Origin of the sequence: Roseococcus microcysteis (assembly GCF_014764365.1) — a bacterium.
In the GTDB taxonomy this organism is placed as follows: domain Bacteria; phylum Pseudomonadota; class Alphaproteobacteria; order Acetobacterales; family Acetobacteraceae; genus Roseococcus; species Roseococcus microcysteis.
The window spans coordinates 241,495-257,685 of sequence record NZ_CP061718.1; the positions used below are offsets into that span (position 1 = coordinate 241,495).

The following is a 16,191-nucleotide window of genomic DNA, read 5'->3' on the forward strand; positions in this document are numbered from 1 at the left end:
CGGAGTGCTTCCGCCTGCGCTGCGACCTCGAGGAGTCGCAGGCTACGCATTCTCAGCGCCGCACGAGCAGCGCGAAGACGAAGCCGGCCAGCGCGGCCGAGGCCATGGCCGTCAGCGGCTTCTCATGCACGAACTCGCTCAGGTTCTCGGCCTGGTGGCGCACCGCGTCGGTGGCGCGATGGGCGGCGGCCTCGGCGGAGCCCACGGCATTGCCGATGGCGGGCGAGACGCGCTCGCTCATCAGCGACTCGACCTTCTCGCGCAGCGCCGTGATCTCGGCATGCGGGTCGAAGTTCGTGGAGCCCGTGGTGGTGCCGGTGGTGCCCATGCGGGGCGGGTCATTGCGGAAATCGCTCATGGAAATTCTCCTTGGCCAGATATCGTCTTGGGCGTTGTCGTCTGTGGTCAGGCGACGTGGCTGCGCAGCAGCCAGGCCGCCTTCTCGTGCACCTCGATGCGGTGGACGAGCATGTCGTGGGTCGCGATGTCCTCCGCCTCCTCGGCGGCTTCGGCCAGTTCGCGCGCGCGGACGGCGATCTTGGTGTTGTCGTCGGCCAGGGTGCGGTAGGCACCGGCCACGTCCACCTTGTCCTCCAGCTCATCGAGCGTGGCGAGGTCCAGCATCGCGTTCAGGCTGCGCGGGGCGGGCTCGCCCAGCGCGCGCAGGCGCTCGGCCAACTCGTCCACGGCGAGGAACAGCTCCTTGTACTGCGCCTCGGTCAGCTGGTGCATGCCGATGAAGCCCGGGCCCGTCGCGTTCCAATGGCAGGCCTGGGTCTTGGCCATCAGCACATAGGTGTCGGCGACATAGCCGGTGAGGGCGGCGGCGATGCCCCCCGCCGCGTCATTGGCGGCGGGGCTCTTCTTCGTCGTGCTCATGTCGAAGCTCAGCGCCAGGCCGGGCGGCCGACATTCACGTCACGGGGGCTGGTCAGCACGCCGGTCGCGCCACCGGCCACGCCACCGATCGCCGCGCCGGCCAGCGGGCTGCCACCCGTGGCGGCACCGATCGCCGCGCCGCCGGCCGCGCCGAGGCCCGCGCCGGAAAGAAGGCGGTCGCCCTGCGTCTGGCCGCAGGCGGCGAGGCCGCCGGCGAGAATGAGGCCCAGGGCCAGCTTCGGGCCAATGTTGGAAAGCTTGCGCATGTCGGCTTCTCCTTCTGCGTCTGTCTGGAGAAGCAACGTGCCCAACCCCGTCCGGTTGCAGCGGGACCCGCTCAGCTGCCGTTTCGGGACGCCTCCAGCGCCTCCACCAGCGCGCGGCGGATGCCTTCCGCGGTATGCGGCGGGTGCAGCATGCGCGGCGGCGCCTCGTCGCTCTCGCTTTCGAGGCCAAGCGTGTTGAGAAACAGCAGCGCCGAGGCCCGCCGCCGCAGCAATTGCGCCAGCGGCTGGGCCGAACGGCCTTGCAGCGTGCCCGACAGCACGGCCGCGTCCACGCGCTTCTCGGCCTCGATGAGTTCCACCGCCTCCTCGATGCTGGCGGCTGGGCCCAGCACCGCGCAGCCCGAGGCGCGCAGCAGCCCCGCCAGGCTGCGTGCCTCGGCCGCGTTCTCCACCGCCACGATCACGCGCCTTCCGGCCAGCGGCGAGGTCTCGCGCAGCCCCGTGACGAAGCGGCTGCCGGCCAGCGCCTCCGGGCCCAGCACCAGGGTGCAGCGCAGGCCGGTCTCGGCCCAGTCGCGCTCGATGTCGCCGGCCAGCAGGCCGCGGATGTTGGCGTCGATCAGCCGGGTGCCGAAGCCGCGGCGCAGCGGCGCCTGCACCATGGGCGGCCCGCCCTCCTCGCACCACTGCATGTGCAGCTTGTCCTGCTGACGCTCCCAGCGCAGCGTGACCTTCCCCTCGGGCACCGAGAGCGCGCCGTATTTCAGCGCATTGGTCACGAGTTCGTGCAGCACGAGAGTGAGCGGCTGCGCGGCCTCGGCCGTCAGGCGCACGGGCGGGCCCTGGGCCAGGATGCGGCCCGATTGCGGGGCGAACTCCTCGCGCACGATCTCGCTCAGTTCGGCCCCCACCCATTTCTCGCGCGAGAGCAGGGTGTGCGCGCGGCTCATCGCGGCGATGCGGCCCTCCAGCACCTCCACCAGCGCGGGCACGTCATCGGGCGCATCCGCCGCGGACAGGCGGATCAGACCGCGCACCACGGCCAGGGCGTTCTGCGCGCGGTGGTCCACCTCGCGCGAGAGCAGGCGCTCGCTCTCCTCCACGCGCTTGCGCGCCGTGATGTCCACCTTGGAGCCGCTGACGCAGGTGATGCTGCCATCGGCGCCGCGGATGGGCCGGTAGCTCGCCAGCCAATAGCGGGTCTGGCCGTCCACCTCGCAGGTGACCTCCAGCTCCTCCACCGCCTCGCCGGTGGCGACCACGCGGCGCATGGCCTCCTCGATGACGGGCGGCATGTCGGGGGCCACCTCGGACAGCGTCCGCCCGATATGGTCGGCCACCGGCACGCCATGGATGGCGGCGAGCATGTCGTTGATGGCGATGAAGCGCAGGTCGCAATCCAGCAGGCAAAGGCCCACCGGCGCGTTCTCATAGGTGGCACGCAGCTGCGCCGCCGTGTCCTCGGCCTGGGCCTGGATGACGCGCAGTTCGTGGAAATCGATGCCGACCATGGCCCAGGCCGCGATCTCCGACGGATCATGCCGGATGGCCGCGCCCTTCATCAGGTGCCAGCGCCATTGCTTGTCCTCCGCGCGGCAGAGCCGCACCTCATGGCTGAACCCCTGCGCGCCATCGCCCAGGCCGCTCGCCACCATGGCGTCCCAGGCCGCCCACAGCCCGGGCCGGTCCTCGGGGTGGGTGGCGTCCATCCAGCCCAGCCCCAGGCTGCGGGCGTTGTCGAAGCCCGTCAGTTCCTGCCAGTAGGGGTTGGTCCAGTCCACATGGCCGGCGCGGTCGGCGGTCATCACGATCTGGGGGGCCACGCCCACCACCGCCTCCATGCGGGTCAGCGCGCGGCGCCGTGCCGCCTCGCGCGTCAGCACCGCATCCGCCATGCTGTCGAGGGCCGCGGCCAGGCGCTGGAATTCCCGCCCGCCGCGGATATGGCCCACGCGCGTGCTCCAGTCCTGCCGCGCCCAGTGGTTGGCGGCGCGCAGCATGCGCTGCACCGGCCTGTCCACCGCCGCGTTGAAGAAGACGAGGCCCACCACGAAGGTCAGCAGCAGCGAGCCCACCACCATCACCGCCGCCTGGACATTGGCGTCCTCCTGCGCGGCGATGGCGCTGGCGGTGTCGAGCCCCACCGCGACGAAGAGGCCCTCGGGCTCGATCTCCACCGGCAGGTAGGCCACGGTGCGGACCACGCCGTCGAGCGAGAGGGCCTCCATCACGCCCGGGGCGCGGGCATGGAGCATGGTCATCCCCTGGGCGCCGAGCGGGCGGCCCATGAAACGCTCCCGCGCGGCGGAGCGCGCGACGACGGTGCCCGCGCGATCGGCGATGACGGCCACGCCGCCCTCGGGCAGCAGCAGGGCCTGCAGTTCATCGTTCAGCCACCCGACGGAGATGGCCAGGACGAGCACGCCGGCCACCTCGCCATCCGCCCCCATCAGCGGCTGGCTCATGTGCAGCGAGGCCTGGCCGCTGGCCCGCCCCGTGGCGAATTCACCGAGCTCCATGCGGCCCGAGCGAAGGGTGCGCTGGAAATAGGGCCGGTCGGCCACATTGGTGGACAGCACCGCCGGGTTGGAGGCGCAGAGCGCATTCCCTTCGCGGTCGAAGACATTGGCCGTGGCATAGCGGGGGGCCACGGCCACCACGCGCTGGAGGAACAGGTCGCAGGCGGCGCTGGCCTCCAGGCGGCGCACATCCTCATGCGCGGCCATGGTGCGCAGCGTGTGGCGCGCGCTCTCCAGGGTGCTGGCCACCTGGCGGCCCACCAGGCTCGCCAGCTGCATGGCCTGGGCCTCGAGGTCCCGCGTGCGCGTGTCCCGCGCCTCGCGTTCCAGCTGCACCTGGACGATGCCGGCGGGAATCAGCGCGAAGAGCAGTCCAAGGAACGCAATGAGCGCGAGAGGCACTGGTGGTCATCTCCCGAATGCGGGCGCCGAGGGATGCCGGCGCCGCCTTTCGTGCGGCGGTATTCCGCCGTCAGTTGCTCTGGCCGCCCGGCGTGCCGTGCGGTGGCGGCACCGCCCTTGCCTGGACTTCCACGGTCAGAGGCAGCGGGTCCGTGGGGTCGCCCACGAAGCCGCCGGCCACAGGCATGGCCTGTGCGGGGGTGCGTGTCACCCCCACCCGGATGAGGTTTTGCCCGGCGATGATGCCATTCGTCGGGTCATATTCCACCCAACCGGCCCCCGGCAGATAGACCCCGCACCAGGCGTGGGTGGCGCCGGCGCCCTGGTTGGGGGCGTCCGGCTCCTCGTAGAGGTAACCTGTGATGAAGCGCGCGGCGAAGCCCAGGCTGCGCGCGGCCTCCATCATCAGCACGGCGAAGTCCCGGCAGGTGCCGCTGCCCATGGAGAGCGTCTCGGCCGGGGCCTGGGTGCCCTCCGCCTCGCGCCCCACATAGGTGAATTCCGCCTTGATGGCGCGCGTCATCTCCTCCAGCAGCTCCAGCGTGTGCACCCCGCCCTCGCGCGCGGCGAAGCGACGCGCCCAGGCATCCACCTGGCGCTCGGGGTCCGGCAGCTGGCGTTCGGTCAGGCGGGCCAGGTCCGGGATTTCATCGGCCGCGTAGGAGAAGGGGTAGAGCTCGGCCAGGGGATCCAGCGCCTCCCGCCGCAGCGAGGTTCCCGCGGGGTAATGGGTCAGCGACAGCTCCGAGACGATGCGCAGATGCGGCGTGCGAAGGTTCTCGTCCCATTCCAGGTGGCAGATGGAATTGCCGAAGACGTCATGCGCCCAGCGCGTGCGGGCGGCGGGCGGGTCCACCGTCAGCGTGGCCTCGTGCAGTCGCAGGTCGTGGCTGTCCTGGGGACGCAGCATGAGCCGGTGCGGCATGAGCCCTACCGGACGTTGATAGGCATATTCCGTTCGATGGCTGATCTGCACGTCGGGCATGGGAGGTCCTTGGCCGGGGTCGCGGGCGGCTGTTGTGGCGGGAGAGAAAGTGGTGTCGGCTGATGCAACGCGGCAGCCGGCGCGTCGTTGATACGGTATCATTCCGGTGGTGCGGTGGATGTCTCCGCCAGATCCCCCCCCACTCCCTCGTCCGGTTCGCCGGGCAAGGGAGGGTGGAGCCCCGCCCCGCCAGGTCCTCGCGGCTTTCCCGCGGGCCCGGTGCCGCCGGATGGTGCCATGTCGCCCCTCGTGGGCGGGCTTGGCGCAGGGTGCCGGTTTCCCCCCCTCCGGCACTCTCTCTCCTTTGGCCGGAACCCCCACGGGTTCCGGCCATTTTTTTCATCCGAAGTTTTCAGCCCACGGGCAGCGCCATGGCGCGGGTAAAAGCCTGGGCGAAGCGCACCGGATCGCGGTCGGTCTGGTTGCGGCCGGGCTCGTCGTCGATTCGCGCGGCGATCAGGTGCGGGCCATCGGTGGTCAGCGCCGTCTCGATCAGCGCGTCGAACTCCGCCTCATCCGCGGCCCAATGGCTCTTCGCGATGCCGCTGGCGCGGGCGATGGCCACCCAGTCCGTGCCCGACTGCGCGGCCGGCGTGGGTTGCCCGCCCGTGATCTGGTAGATGGCGTTGTCCCACACCACGATGATGAGGTTGCACGGCGCCCGTGCCGCGATGGTGGACAGGCAGCCCAGCTGCATCAGCAGGGAGCCATCGCCCTCCAGCGCCAGCACGCGCCGCTCGGGCTGGGCCAGCGCCACGCCCAGCGCGATGGGCGCGGCGAGGCCCATGCTGCCCAGCATGTAGAAATTCTCGGGCCGCGTGGGGTCGGCCGCCCAGAGGTCCCAGTTGGAATTGCCGATGCCGCCCACCACGGCCTCGCGCTTGTTCAGCTTGCCCACGATGCGCCTTGTCAGGGCGGCGCGGTTCATGACTTGCGTGTTCGGGCGGGTCATTGCGGCCTCGCGGTCAGCAGCGGGGACAGGATCAGGCAGGCGGGCCAGCGCGTCGCGAAGGCCTGGCGCAGCGCGCGGTCGGCCTGGAAGCCGCATTCGTCGAGCCGCGTCAGCGTGTGGTGCTCGATGCCCATGCTGTCCAGGATGGGGCGCATGGTGCGGCAGACGATGGCCTGGCCCGGGTTGAACTCACCCAGCGTGCCGCGTTCGCTCACCACCATCACCACCGGAAGCTGGAAGGCGCAGACCAGCGAGGCCAGGGCGTTGGGCAGGGTGGCGAAGCCCGAGGTCTGCATCAGGCAGGCGGCGCGCATCCCCGACATGACGGCGCCGGCCGCGATGCCGATCGCCTCCTCCTCGCGCGCGCAGGGGAAGGCGGTGAAATGCGGGTCGGCCTCGATGGCCGCGATCAGCGGGCGCAGGACGTTGTCGGGGACATAGGGCACCAGGCGCACATCCTGGGCCTTGAAGGCCGCGAGGATCTCGCCCGGCCAATGGGATGGCGCGGCGGTGTTCATGGGTGTTCCTCCTCTCCGGAGCGGCACGGGGCCGCCCGGCCCCCGAGGGGGCAAATGGGGGGGTGGCACGGATCGCCACGGATCGCCAGATGAGGGGAAAGTCGGGGCTTGAACGGGCCCTTGGGTCAATGCAAGGTTTTGCTGGCAGGACATGGCAGCGTTGCAGTATGAGCGCGCGGCTGTCCCGGGGAGTGCAAGCGTCATCACCACGTCATCAGAGCCGGGCGCGCAGGGCGCGCCCAGGGAATTCGGCCCGCATGCGGGGCCGGCGGCAGGGGTCCATGCCGGGCCCGAGAGCGCCGAGGCGGCGCTGCAGGCGGAACACCCGGTTCCCATTTCCGAGCTGATCGGCATCATCGCGCGCGACTGGCCGACCGAGCGCGTGACGCTGGGCGAGCTGATCGAATCGCTGGGCCCGCGCGGCTACGGCATCCTGATCGTGCTCTTCGCGCTGCCGAACCTGCTGCCGATCTACATCCCGGGCCTCAGCCCCATCTTCGGCTTCCCGCTGATGATCATCTGCGCGCAGCTGGCCTATGGGCTGCCCACGCCGCGCCTGCCCGCCTTCCTGACGCGGCGCTCCATGAAGCGGTCGGATTTGCGGATGATCACGAGCCGGGCGCTGCCCTGGCTGAAGCGGGTGGAACGCTGGGTGAAGCCGCGCCCCTCCATCGTCACCTCGCGCCTGGGCGACCGGATGATCGGCGCCTATGGCGTGCTGCTCTCCTGCATCGTGATCATCCCGCTGCCCTTCACCAATGGGCCGCCCTCGCTGGCCTGCCTCATCATGGCGATGGGGATGATGGAGGAGGACACCTTCACCATCCTGGGCGGAGCGATGTTCGGCATCGCGGGCATCGCGCTGGCCCTGTCCATCATCGGCAGCGTGGGCTGGATGCTGATGGCGGGGTTCAGCTGGATGTTCGGGATGTGAGGGGAGGGCGCTGGTGCTGCCGAAGAGGATTGAACTCTTGACCTCTCCCTTACCAAGGGAGTGCTCTACCACTGAGCTACGGCAGCGCGCGGTGGGTCTCTAGCGGCGAGGCGACATTCCCGCAAGCCCGCCCTTCACGGATAAGCTTCAGCCCTTCCGCATCGGCACCCGCGAAAAGGCGATCTTCTCCCCCGCATAGGATTCCCAGTCGCGCGGGGCCGCGCCGATGGTCAGGCTGCCGCGGCCGAAGCGCTGGTGCACCCGGTCGAGCGCCGCGCCCAGCCCGGCATTCGGTGGCGCCTCGCCTCCGGCCGGCGGGCCGGCGGCGAAGAGGTCGGGTGCCGCCGCATGCGCCCGCGCGGAGACGATCTCCGCCAGCGTCACGCTCACATGCCGCAGCCGCCGCGGCGCGCCGGGCCGGGTGAGCCAGCCGCGCCACATCGCCTCCACCGCCTCCAGCACCGCGCGCTCGTCATCGGTCGGGCGCAGCTTCAGGGCGGCGTGCAGCGTCTCGGTCACGGGTTCGGAACGCCCGGGCCGTGCCTCCAGCACCACGAGCCCGGCCAGGCACCCCGCCGCCCGCAGCCGGGCGGTGGCCTTCTGCGCCAGCAGCCGCGCCACATGCCGCGCCCCCTCGGGGTCGCGCAGTTCGGGTGGCAGGACGCGGGCATGGCCGAGCGAGCCGGGTTGGGCGGGCAGGGGCGGCTCGGGAATGTCCGCGCCGCGCAGCCCATACCAGAAGCGCTCGCCCTCCACGCTGTTCCACACGGCGCGGGCGCGCTTGGGGCCCATCTCCCACAAGCCGCGGACATCGGTGACGCCGCGGCGCGCCAGCCGGGCGGCCAGCCGCTCGCCGATGCCGGGGAATTCACGCAGGCCGATGGGCAGCAGGCGGGCGGGCAGGTCCTCGGGCCGCAGCGCCACCAGCCCGTCGGGCTTCTCCAGCTCGGTCGCGAGCTTGGCCAGCCGCCAGCTGGGCGCGAGGCCGATGGAGCAGCGCAGGCATTCCCCGACATGTTCCGCGATTCCCGCCCGGATGGCCCTTGCCAGCGCCATCGCTCCCGCCGGCCCGCGCTGCGCGCCCGAGAGCCGCACCGAGAACTCATCCACCGACCAGGCGCGGGAGACGGGGGCGTGACGCTCGATCGCGGCCAGCACCCGCTGGTGATAGGCGACATAGAGCGCATGGCGGGCCGGGCGCAGGGCGATGCCGGGGAAGAGGCGCCGGGCCTCGTGCACCGGCGTGCCGGTCCGCAGGCCCAGCCGCTTTCCCTCCAGGCTCACCGCGATGAGGGAGGTGTTCTCACCCTCCGAGGGCACGACGCCGACCGGGCGGCCGCGCAGGGCCGGGTCCTCCTGCTGCTCCACGCTCGCGAAATAGCTGTTGAGATCAAGGAAGAGCCAGCGCAGCGGGGCCCGCGGGTCGGGCTGCAGCAGGGGGTCGTCGGCGTGGGGATCGGGCGGCATCGGGGGCGGGACCAGGCCCTTCCATCTCGTGCCGGCCCGCCGGAAGGCAAGCCACGGCCACGCCCGCCGGGCGCCAGGGCCTTCACGGGAGGGGGAGTGTGGCCTAGACAGCGCGTCACGGAAAGCCCGCCCGGGCTTGCCACCCCTTGTTCGCAGGTCTTCTGAGGAGTTCCCCCGCCCATGGCGAAGATGCAGGCCAACCAGATGCGTGCCGGCATGGTCATCGAGTTCGAAGGCCAGCGCTACACCATCCTCAAGCAGAACATCATGATCCCGGGCAAAGGCAACGCGATCATCCAGGTGGACATGCGCAACATCAAGACGGGCGCCAAGAAGGATCAGCGCTGGCGTACCGCCGACGTGGTCGAGCGCCTGACGACCGAGGACAAGGAGTTCACCTACTCCTACTCGGATGGCGAGAACCTGGTGCTCATGGACCCCGAGACCTATGAGCAGACGCAGGTCCCCGCCGCCATCCTGGGCGACCGCCTGCCCTTCCTGCAGGAGAACATGGTGGTGAACGTCCGCCTCATCGAGGGCGACCCCGTCTCCATGGACCTGCCCGAGCTGGTCACGCTGGAAATCGCCGAGGCCGACCCGGTGGTGAAGGGGCAGACGGCCTCCTCCTCCTACAAGCCCGCTTTGCTGGTGAACGGCGTGAAGACCATGGTGCCGCCCTTCATCACGGCCGGCGAGAAGATCGTGGTCCGCACCGAGGACGCCTCCTACGTCGAGCGCGCCAAGGGCTGAGGCCCATTTGCCGGGGGCATCACCCCCGGCCCCCCACTTCACGCCAAGGCTCTCCCATGTCCGGTGCCAACTCCCCCCGCCTGTCGCCCGCGCTGAACGTGGTGGTCGCCGCCTGCCGCAAGGCCTCGCGCCGCCTGCTGCGCGACTTCACGGAGGTGGAGACGCTGCAGGTCTCGGCCAAGTCCGCGGGCGACTTCGTCTCCCAGGCCGATCTGCGGGCGGAGCAGACGCTGCGCGAGGAACTCTCCAAGGCCCGCCCGGGCTTCGGCTTCCTCATGGAGGAGAGCGGCGCCAGCGGCGACAAGGACTGGGAATGGCGCTGGGTGGTGGACCCGCTGGACGGCACCACCAACTTCCTGCACGGCATCCCGCACTGGGCCATCTCCGTCGGCATCGAGAAGCGCGTCAGCGAAACGTCCGGCGAGATCATGGCCGGCGTCATCTACAACCCCGCCTCGGACGAGCTGTTCTGGGCCGAGAAGGGCATGGGCGCCTTCCTCAACGACAAGCGGCTGCGCGTCTCGGGAAGGCGGGTGATGAACGAGGCGCTCTTCGCCACCGGCATCCCCTTCGCCTCGGTGCCGCGCAAGGCGGAATTCACCCACGCCCTGGTGCGGATCATGCCGCAGGTGGCGGGCGTGCGCCGCTTCGGCTCGGCGGCGCTCGACCTCGCCTGGACGGCGGCCGGCCGGTATGACGGCTACTGGGAACTCGGCCTCAACAAGTGGGACATCGCGGCCGGCCTGGTCATGGTGCGCGAGGCGGGCGGCTATGTCACCGCGCCCGATGGCGGCGACCCTTATGCCGAGGGCCATGTGGTCGCGGGCAACCCGAACCTCCAGGGCAAGCTGCGCGAGATCGTGGCCGACAGCATCGCGGCCGCCGCCGCCGGCCGGGGCCGCGCAGAGGTCGGCTGATGCGCGCGCGCCGGGCGCTGCTGGCCGCGATGGCGGGGCTGCTGGCGCGGCCCGTCGCCGCCCAGCCAAACCCTTCCTTGCCCGACCCCGCCCAGGCGCCCCCGCCACCCGTGCGCCTGCCCAGCTCGCCGCCGCCGGCCACCCCCTTGCCCCTGGCGCGGCCCGTGGCGATCGGCGGCCTGCTCAGCATGAATGGCGGCGGCTGGCGCCTGGCCTTCGAACCCGGCACCGAGTCCCCCACCGCCGCCCAGCGCCTGGGCCTGCTGCGGCTGGGCGGGCATCTGGCGCGGGAGACCACCGGCCGCATCACCCTCTGGGCCGAGGCGGCGGGGAATGAGGACGTCTCCACCACGCGCCGCCTTTCCCTGCGGCGGGGCCTGGCCGTGCGGGCGGGCCTCGTGGCCGGTGGGTTGCCGGAGACGCGGGTGGACATCCGCGCGCTCGGCCGGGTCGAGGCGGGACGGGACCTGGTGGACATCCTGCCCATGGGCGCCACGCGCGGATGAAGCCCGGCGGAGTCGCGGCGTAGTCAGGCAACCTCCAGGGGCGGCGCCGGCACGCGGCCGCGCCCCCTGGTCGCGCGGCGAGGCTTCGCTTGGTGCGGCGGGGCCCAGCCTCTACTCTCCCGCCCCATGACGCAGCCCTTGCAATATCTCTGGCGCATGCTGGGCTTCCTGGCCCTGGTCCTGCTCGCGGCCCTGCCGCTGGCCGGCACGCTCTGGACCGCCTTCCTGGCCAACCCCGCGCTGAATGGCGTGATCCTGGGCGTGCTGGCCATCGGCATCGCCTGGAACATCCGCCAGGTGATCCTGCTGCGCGACGAGGTCGCCTGGCTCTCCGCCTTCCGCAACGCCCGCCAGGGGGCACCCGCGCGCGAGGCGCCGCGGCTGCTGGCGCCGCTCGCCAGCATGCTGGCCACCCGCCGCTCCGACCGGCTGAGCCTCTCGGCGGGCGCCCTGCGCTCGGTGCTGGACGGCATCCTCTCGCGGCTGGACGAGACCCGGGAACTCTCCCGCTACATGACCGGGCTGCTGATCTTCCTCGGCCTGCTCGGCACCTTCTGGGGGCTGCTGCTGACCATCGGCGCGGTGGCCGACGTGATCGGCGCCATGACGCTGGGCGTGGGCGATGTGAACGCGCTGTTCGACCAGCTGCGCGGCGGGCTCGCGCAGCCGCTGCGGGGGATGGGGGTGGCCTTCTCCTCCTCGCTGCTGGGGCTGGCGGGGGCCTTGGTGCTGGGCTTCCTCGACCTCACCGCCGGGCAGGCGCAGAACCGCTTCGCGACCGAGCTGGAGGATTGGCTGGCCGGCCAGACCCGCCTCTCGGCCGGATCGGGGGGTGAGCTGGAGGGCGAGGTGGAACTGCCCGCCCTGCTGGAGGCCAATGCCCATAGCCTGGAAGTCGTGGCCGGCATGCTGGTCCGCGCGGAGGAGGGCCGCGCCCAGCACGAGGCCGGCCTGCACCAGCTGGCCGAGCGCATGTCCGTGCTCACCGAGCAGATGCGCGCCACCCAGATGCTGCTGGCGCGGCTGGTGGACCAGCGGCTTTCCACCGGCGAGGAGGCCAATCGCGGCCATCTGCGCGCCATCGAGGCGCAGCTGGGCCAACTCGTGCAGGAGCTGGCGCAGGGCCGGGCGCAATCCACCGCCGAACTCCGCGCCGAGATCCAGGAAGTCACGCGCATCCTTGCCGCCTTGGCCGAAGGCCCGCGCTGATGGCCCGGCGCGCGCGGCGCGGCGGGGGCGGGTTCGACGCCTGGCCCGGCTATGTGGACGCGCTGTCCACCCTGCTGATGGTCATCATCTTCGCGCTGCTGGTCTTCGCGCTGGGGCAGGGCTTCCTCTCGGCGGCGCTCTCCAGCCGCGACCGGGCGCTGGACGTGTTGAACCGCCAGGTGGCGGAACTCGCCGAGATGCTGGCGCTGGAGGAGGGCAGGGCGCGCGCCCTGCGTGGCGAGCTTTCCGCCGCCACCGCCCGCGCCGCCACGGCCGAGGAGCGCGCGCGGGATGAGGAGGCCGTCGCCGCCGCCTCGCGCGAGGAGGTGGGGCTGCTGGTGCGGCAGATCACCGATCTGCGCGCGCAGCTCTCGCGCCTGGCCGCCGCGCTGGACGTGGCCGACACGCGCGAGGCCGATGCGGCGGCGCGGATGGAGAACCTTCAGGCCCGGCTGGATGCCGCGCTGCTGGCCCGCGTCGAGGAATTGCAGAACTATCGCAGCGAGTTCTTCGGCCGCCTCTCCGCCCTGCTGGGCGAGCGGCCGGAAATCCGCGTGGTCGGCGACCGTTTCGTCTTCCAGTCGGAGGTGCTGTTCCCCACCGGCTCGGCCGAGCTGACACCCGCCGGGCAGGCGCAGCTGCGCACCCTGTCGCGCCTGCTGAACGAGATCGCCGCCAGCATCCCGCCCGGCGTGAACTGGCTGCTGCGGGTGGACGGGCATGCGGACCGCAACCCCATCCGCTCCACCCGCTTCGCGACGAACTGGGAGCTTTCGGCCGCGCGGGCCATCGCGGTGGTGAACCTGCTGATCGAGGCCGGGCTGCCCCCGAGCCGCGTGGCGGCCGCGGCCTTCGGCGAGCACCAGCCGCTGGACGAGGGCACCACGCCCGAGGCCTTCGCCCGCAACCGGCGCATCGAGCTGCGGCTGACCGACCGCTAAACCGCCCTTCCGGACGGCGTGATTGTAGGTTAACCGCGACGCATGGACTCGACCTTCCGCGTGCCGCGCCACGCCCTCCTGCGCGCGAAGCTGACCCTGATCCGCCGCCGCGAGACGGACAGCGCCACCTTCCGCCGCGTGCTGGCGGAGATGGGCGCCATCCTGACCGCCGAGATCCTGCGCGACCTGCCCGAGGCGGTGGCGGGCATCGAGACGCCCGTGGGGCCGATGGACGCGCCCGTGCTGGCCGCGCCCGAGCCTTGCCTGGTGGCGGTGCTGCGCGCCGGCCTCGGGCTGCTGGAGGGCGCGCGCATGGTGCTGCCCGACGCGCCGGTGGGGCATCTGGGCCTGGTGCGCGACGAGGCGACGCTCCAGGCCAGCGAATACGTCGTGCGGCTGCCGCGGGACCTGGCACAGCGCGGCGCGCTGGTGCTGGACCCGATGCTGGCCACCGGCGGTTCGGCCATCCAGGCCATCGCGCGGGTGAAGCAGGCCGGCGCCACCAGCGTGCGCTTCGCCTGCGTGGTCGCCGCACCCGAGGGCGTGCGGGCGCTCCAGGCCGCGCATCCGGACGTGCCCATCCTGTCGGCCGCGCTGGATGAGCGGCTGAACGAGCATGGCTATATCGTCCCCGGCCTCGGCGATGCCGGGGATCGGTGCTTCGGGACGGACTGAGGGGCGTCAACCCGGCCCGGGGATGCTCCCATGGGCCAGGAACAGGTCCAGCAGCTCCAGCCGGTCATTGCCGAAGAAGAGCTTGCCGTCGGCGATGGTGGCCGGCAGGCCGAAGATGCCGGCTTGCGCGGCGGCCTCGGTGTTGGCCTCCACCTCGGCCTTCCAGCGCGCGTCGTTAGTGGCGGCGATGATGGCGGCGCGGTCCAGCCCCACCCCGGCGCCCAGGTCGCCCAGCAGGCCCGCGTCATCAATCTGCGCGGCCTCGGTCCAGTAGGCGGTGAGCACGGCGCGGGCGAAGGCGCCGCCCTTTCCCTCGCTCCGCGCGAAGCAGCAGGCGCGCAGCGCGCGGGCCGGGCGCAGCGGGTAGTCGGGGTGCTGGCGCAGGGTCACTCCCGCTAGGGTCGCCCAGTCTTGCAAATCCTGCCGGTACCAGGCGACGAAGGCGGCATTGGCCTCCAGCGGGCGGCGGCCGTTGATCCGCTCCATCAGCCGCGCCAGGTGCAGCGGCACCCAATCCACCGCGCGGCCATGCCGGGCCGCGATGGCCTCGACCCTGAGCGAGGCCAGGAAGCACCAGGGGCTGTGCACGTCGAAATGGAAGGCGAGGGGGGTCGTCATGCCCCGCGATGAGACGGGCGCCGCCGGGCCCGGTCAAGACGTGGTAGGGGTGGCGCCATTGCCGGAGGAACCCATGCGCCACGCCATCATCGCCCTTGCCGTGACACTCGGCGCCTGCGCCACGCCGCCCGCCCCCGCCACGCTGACCGGCCCCGAATGGCGTCTGGAGAGCATCGCCGGCGCCGCCCCCGCGCGGCCTTCCACGCTGCGTTTCGAGGAGGGGCGGCTCGCGGGGCGCGGCCCCTGCAACAATTACGGCGGGTCCTGGCGCATGGAGGAGGGAAGGCTTCGCACCGGCCCCCTCATCGCCACGCGCATGCCCTGCCCCGAGCCGGCCATGGGGCAGGAGGGGGTGGTGCTGCGCCTCATCGAGACCGGGCGCATCGCGCGCCTCACCGGCGACCGGCTGGAACTGGTGGGCAGTGACGGCACGCGGCTGGTGGCGCGGCGCTGAAGGGTTCATTCTGCACGCAACAACGCGCTGAGAAGGCCCGCCCCATGAATTCTTCCGTCATCGAGACCGTGCGCCAATGGCAGCCCGAGCTGGCCGCCATCCGCCAGGACATCCACGCCCACCCCGAGCTCGGCATGGAGGAGGTCCGCACCGCCGCCCTGGTGGCGAAGGAACTCCGCGCGCTGGGCATCGAGGTGACGGAGGGCGTGGGCAAGCTCGGCGTCGTCGGCACCATCAAAGGCACGCGGCCGGGCCAGCGCGTGATCGGCCTGCGCGCGGACATGGACGCGCTGCAAATCCCCGAGGCCACGGGCAAGCCCTATGCATCGAAGCATGAGGGGCTGATGCATGCCTGCGGCCATGACGGCCACACCACCATGCTGCTGGGGGCGGCGCGCTACCTGTCGCAGCACAAGGATTTCGCGGGCACCGTCCACCTGATCTTCCAGCCGGCCGAGGAAGGCCGTGGTGGCGCCCGCGCCATGATCGCGGACGGGCTGTTCGAGCGCTTCCCGGTGGACGCCGTCTACGGGCTGCACAACAAGCCCACCATCCCCGCCGGCACCTTCGCCATCCGCAAGGGGCCGGCGCTGGCGGCGTCGGACCGCTTCATCGTCACCTTCAAGGGCACGGGCGGGCATGGCGGCTCCACGCCGCATCTGGCCACCGACGTGACCATCGTGCAGGCGCATTTCGTGCTGGCGCTGCAGACCATCATCGGCCGCAACGTGCCGGCGGTGGAGACGGCGGTGCTGAGCGTGGGCTCGATCCAGGGCGGCTCCCCCATCTCCGCCAATGTCATGCCGGCCGAGATGACGGTCACGGGCACGGCGCGCAGCTACACGCCGGCCATCCGCGACCTGCTGGAGCGGCGCATCGGGGAACTCGCGCACGGCCTCGCCACCTCCTATGGCGTGACGGCGGATGTCACCTATCGCCGCGGCACGCCCGCCACGGTGAACCATGACGAGCAGACCGACGTGGCCGCCGCCGCCGCCCGCGCGCTGGTGGGCGATGCGGCGGTGAACACCAACAACGCCCTGGTGACGGGCGCCGAGGATTTCGCCCTGATGCTGGAGCAGCGGCCGGGCGCCTTCATGTTCATCGGCGGCGGCAACGGGCCGGATGGCACCTCCGCCAACCTGCACACCCCGCATTTCGACTTCAACGACGACATCATCCCGCTGGGCGTCGCCTATTGGGTCAGCGTCGTGGATCAGGAACTGCGCGGCGCCTGA

At 71.8% G+C, this 16,191-nt stretch carries 18 protein-coding genes and 1 tRNA gene; 9 read left to right on the plus strand and 10 right to left on the minus strand.

Features of this window, described 5'->3' with window-relative positions:
- Window positions 1–52: 52 nt before the first annotated feature.
- The 7 genes from ICW72_RS01105 to ICW72_RS01135 all read right to left on the minus strand — a co-directional run bounded on the left by ICW72_RS01105 (window position 53) and on the right by ICW72_RS01135 (window position 6,482).
- Window positions 53–358 carry a hypothetical protein gene (locus ICW72_RS01105; protein ID WP_191084542.1) on the minus strand — a complete coding sequence of 102 codons (306 nt, stop codon included), beginning with the start codon at window positions 356–358 and terminating at the stop codon, window positions 53–55.
- Between the two features lie 47 nt (window positions 359–405).
- Window positions 406–879, minus strand: a complete 474-nt coding sequence (locus tag ICW72_RS01110) for a Dps family protein (RefSeq protein ID WP_191084543.1) — start codon at window positions 877–879, stop codon at window positions 406–408.
- A gap of 8 nt (window positions 880–887) precedes the next feature.
- Window positions 888–1,145, minus strand: a complete 258-nt coding sequence (locus ICW72_RS01115; protein WP_184384116.1) for a hypothetical protein — start codon at window positions 1,143–1,145, stop codon at window positions 888–890.
- Between the two features lie 71 nt (window positions 1,146–1,216).
- Window positions 1,217–4,027, minus strand: coding sequence for a PAS domain-containing protein (locus tag ICW72_RS01120; RefSeq protein WP_191084544.1), 2,811 nt, complete (start codon window positions 4,025–4,027; stop codon window positions 1,217–1,219).
- Window positions 4,028–4,097: 70 nt separating this feature from the next.
- Window positions 4,098–5,012 carry a transglutaminase family protein gene (locus tag ICW72_RS01125; protein ID WP_191084545.1) on the minus strand — a complete coding sequence of 305 codons (915 nt, stop codon included), beginning with the start codon at window positions 5,010–5,012 and terminating at the stop codon, window positions 4,098–4,100.
- 352 nt (window positions 5,013–5,364) lie between these two features.
- Complete coding sequence (locus ICW72_RS01130) at window positions 5,365–5,940, minus strand: thiamine pyrophosphate-dependent enzyme (RefSeq protein ID WP_232370760.1); 576 nt, start codon at window positions 5,938–5,940, stop codon at window positions 5,365–5,367.
- A gap of 20 nt (window positions 5,941–5,960) precedes the next feature.
- Window positions 5,961–6,482, minus strand: coding sequence for a thiamine pyrophosphate-binding protein (locus ICW72_RS01135; RefSeq protein ID WP_191084547.1), 522 nt, complete (start codon window positions 6,480–6,482; stop codon window positions 5,961–5,963).
- Window positions 6,483–6,633: 151 nt separating this feature from the next.
- On the opposite strand from ICW72_RS01135, the gene ICW72_RS01140 reads away from it, so the two are divergent.
- Entirely contained in the window at window positions 6,634–7,416 is a 783-nt protein-coding gene (locus ICW72_RS01140; protein ID WP_191084548.1) for an exopolysaccharide biosynthesis protein, read from the plus strand.
- 11 nt (window positions 7,417–7,427) lie between these two features.
- Here ICW72_RS01140 and ICW72_RS01145 read toward each other — a convergent pair.
- Window positions 7,428–7,502: transfer RNA gene (locus ICW72_RS01145), tRNA-Thr, on the minus strand.
- A 61-nt stretch (window positions 7,503–7,563) separates the two neighbouring features.
- The gene (locus ICW72_RS01150) at window positions 7,564–8,883 is read right to left on the minus strand and encodes a Y-family DNA polymerase (protein WP_191084549.1); all 1,320 of its coding nucleotides are present in this window, start codon (window positions 8,881–8,883) and stop codon (window positions 7,564–7,566) included.
- 180 nt (window positions 8,884–9,063) lie between these two features.
- Here ICW72_RS01150 and efp point away from each other — a divergent pair, with 180 nt between their 5' ends.
- From efp to upp, 6 genes are all read left to right on the plus strand, one after another.
- Complete coding sequence (efp, locus tag ICW72_RS01155) at window positions 9,064–9,633, plus strand: elongation factor P (protein WP_191084550.1); 570 nt, start codon at window positions 9,064–9,066, stop codon at window positions 9,631–9,633.
- Window positions 9,634–9,689: 56 nt separating this feature from the next.
- Window positions 9,690–10,550, plus strand: coding sequence for an inositol monophosphatase family protein (locus tag ICW72_RS01160; RefSeq protein ID WP_191084551.1), 861 nt, complete (start codon window positions 9,690–9,692; stop codon window positions 10,548–10,550).
- Entirely contained in the window at window positions 10,550–11,056 is a 507-nt protein-coding gene (locus ICW72_RS01165) for a hypothetical protein (RefSeq protein WP_191084552.1), read from the plus strand. Before ICW72_RS01160 ends, ICW72_RS01165 begins: the two co-directional genes overlap by 1 nt.
- A 126-nt stretch (window positions 11,057–11,182) precedes the next feature.
- Window positions 11,183–12,265 carry a flagellar motor protein MotA gene (locus ICW72_RS01170; protein ID WP_191084553.1) on the plus strand — a complete coding sequence of 361 codons (1,083 nt, stop codon included), beginning with the start codon at window positions 11,183–11,185 and terminating at the stop codon, window positions 12,263–12,265.
- Window positions 12,265–13,206 (plus strand): peptidoglycan -binding protein, encoded by a 942-nt coding sequence (locus tag ICW72_RS01175; protein WP_191084554.1) that lies wholly within the window; start codon window positions 12,265–12,267, stop codon window positions 13,204–13,206. Before ICW72_RS01170 ends, ICW72_RS01175 begins: the two co-directional genes overlap by 1 nt.
- Window positions 13,207–13,248: 42 nt before the next feature.
- Window positions 13,249–13,881, plus strand: a complete 633-nt coding sequence (gene upp, locus ICW72_RS01180; RefSeq protein WP_191084555.1) for a uracil phosphoribosyltransferase — start codon at window positions 13,249–13,251, stop codon at window positions 13,879–13,881.
- Window positions 13,882–13,887: 6 nt separating this feature from the next.
- Here the strand turns inward: upp and ICW72_RS01185 are convergent, their stop codons facing one another.
- Window positions 13,888–14,499 (minus strand): 2-hydroxychromene-2-carboxylate isomerase, encoded by a 612-nt coding sequence (locus ICW72_RS01185; protein ID WP_191084556.1) that lies wholly within the window; start codon window positions 14,497–14,499, stop codon window positions 13,888–13,890.
- 73 nt (window positions 14,500–14,572) lie between these two features.
- Here ICW72_RS01185 and ICW72_RS01190 point away from each other — a divergent pair, with 73 nt between their 5' ends.
- Together ICW72_RS01190 and ICW72_RS01195 are read left to right on the plus strand one after the other, a co-directional pair.
- The gene (locus tag ICW72_RS01190) at window positions 14,573–14,953 is read left to right on the plus strand and encodes an META domain-containing protein (protein WP_191084557.1); all 381 of its coding nucleotides are present in this window, start codon (window positions 14,573–14,575) and stop codon (window positions 14,951–14,953) included.
- Window positions 14,954–14,997: 44 nt separating this feature from the next.
- Window positions 14,998–16,191, plus strand: coding sequence for a M20 aminoacylase family protein (locus tag ICW72_RS01195; RefSeq protein ID WP_191084558.1), 1,194 nt, complete (start codon window positions 14,998–15,000; stop codon window positions 16,189–16,191).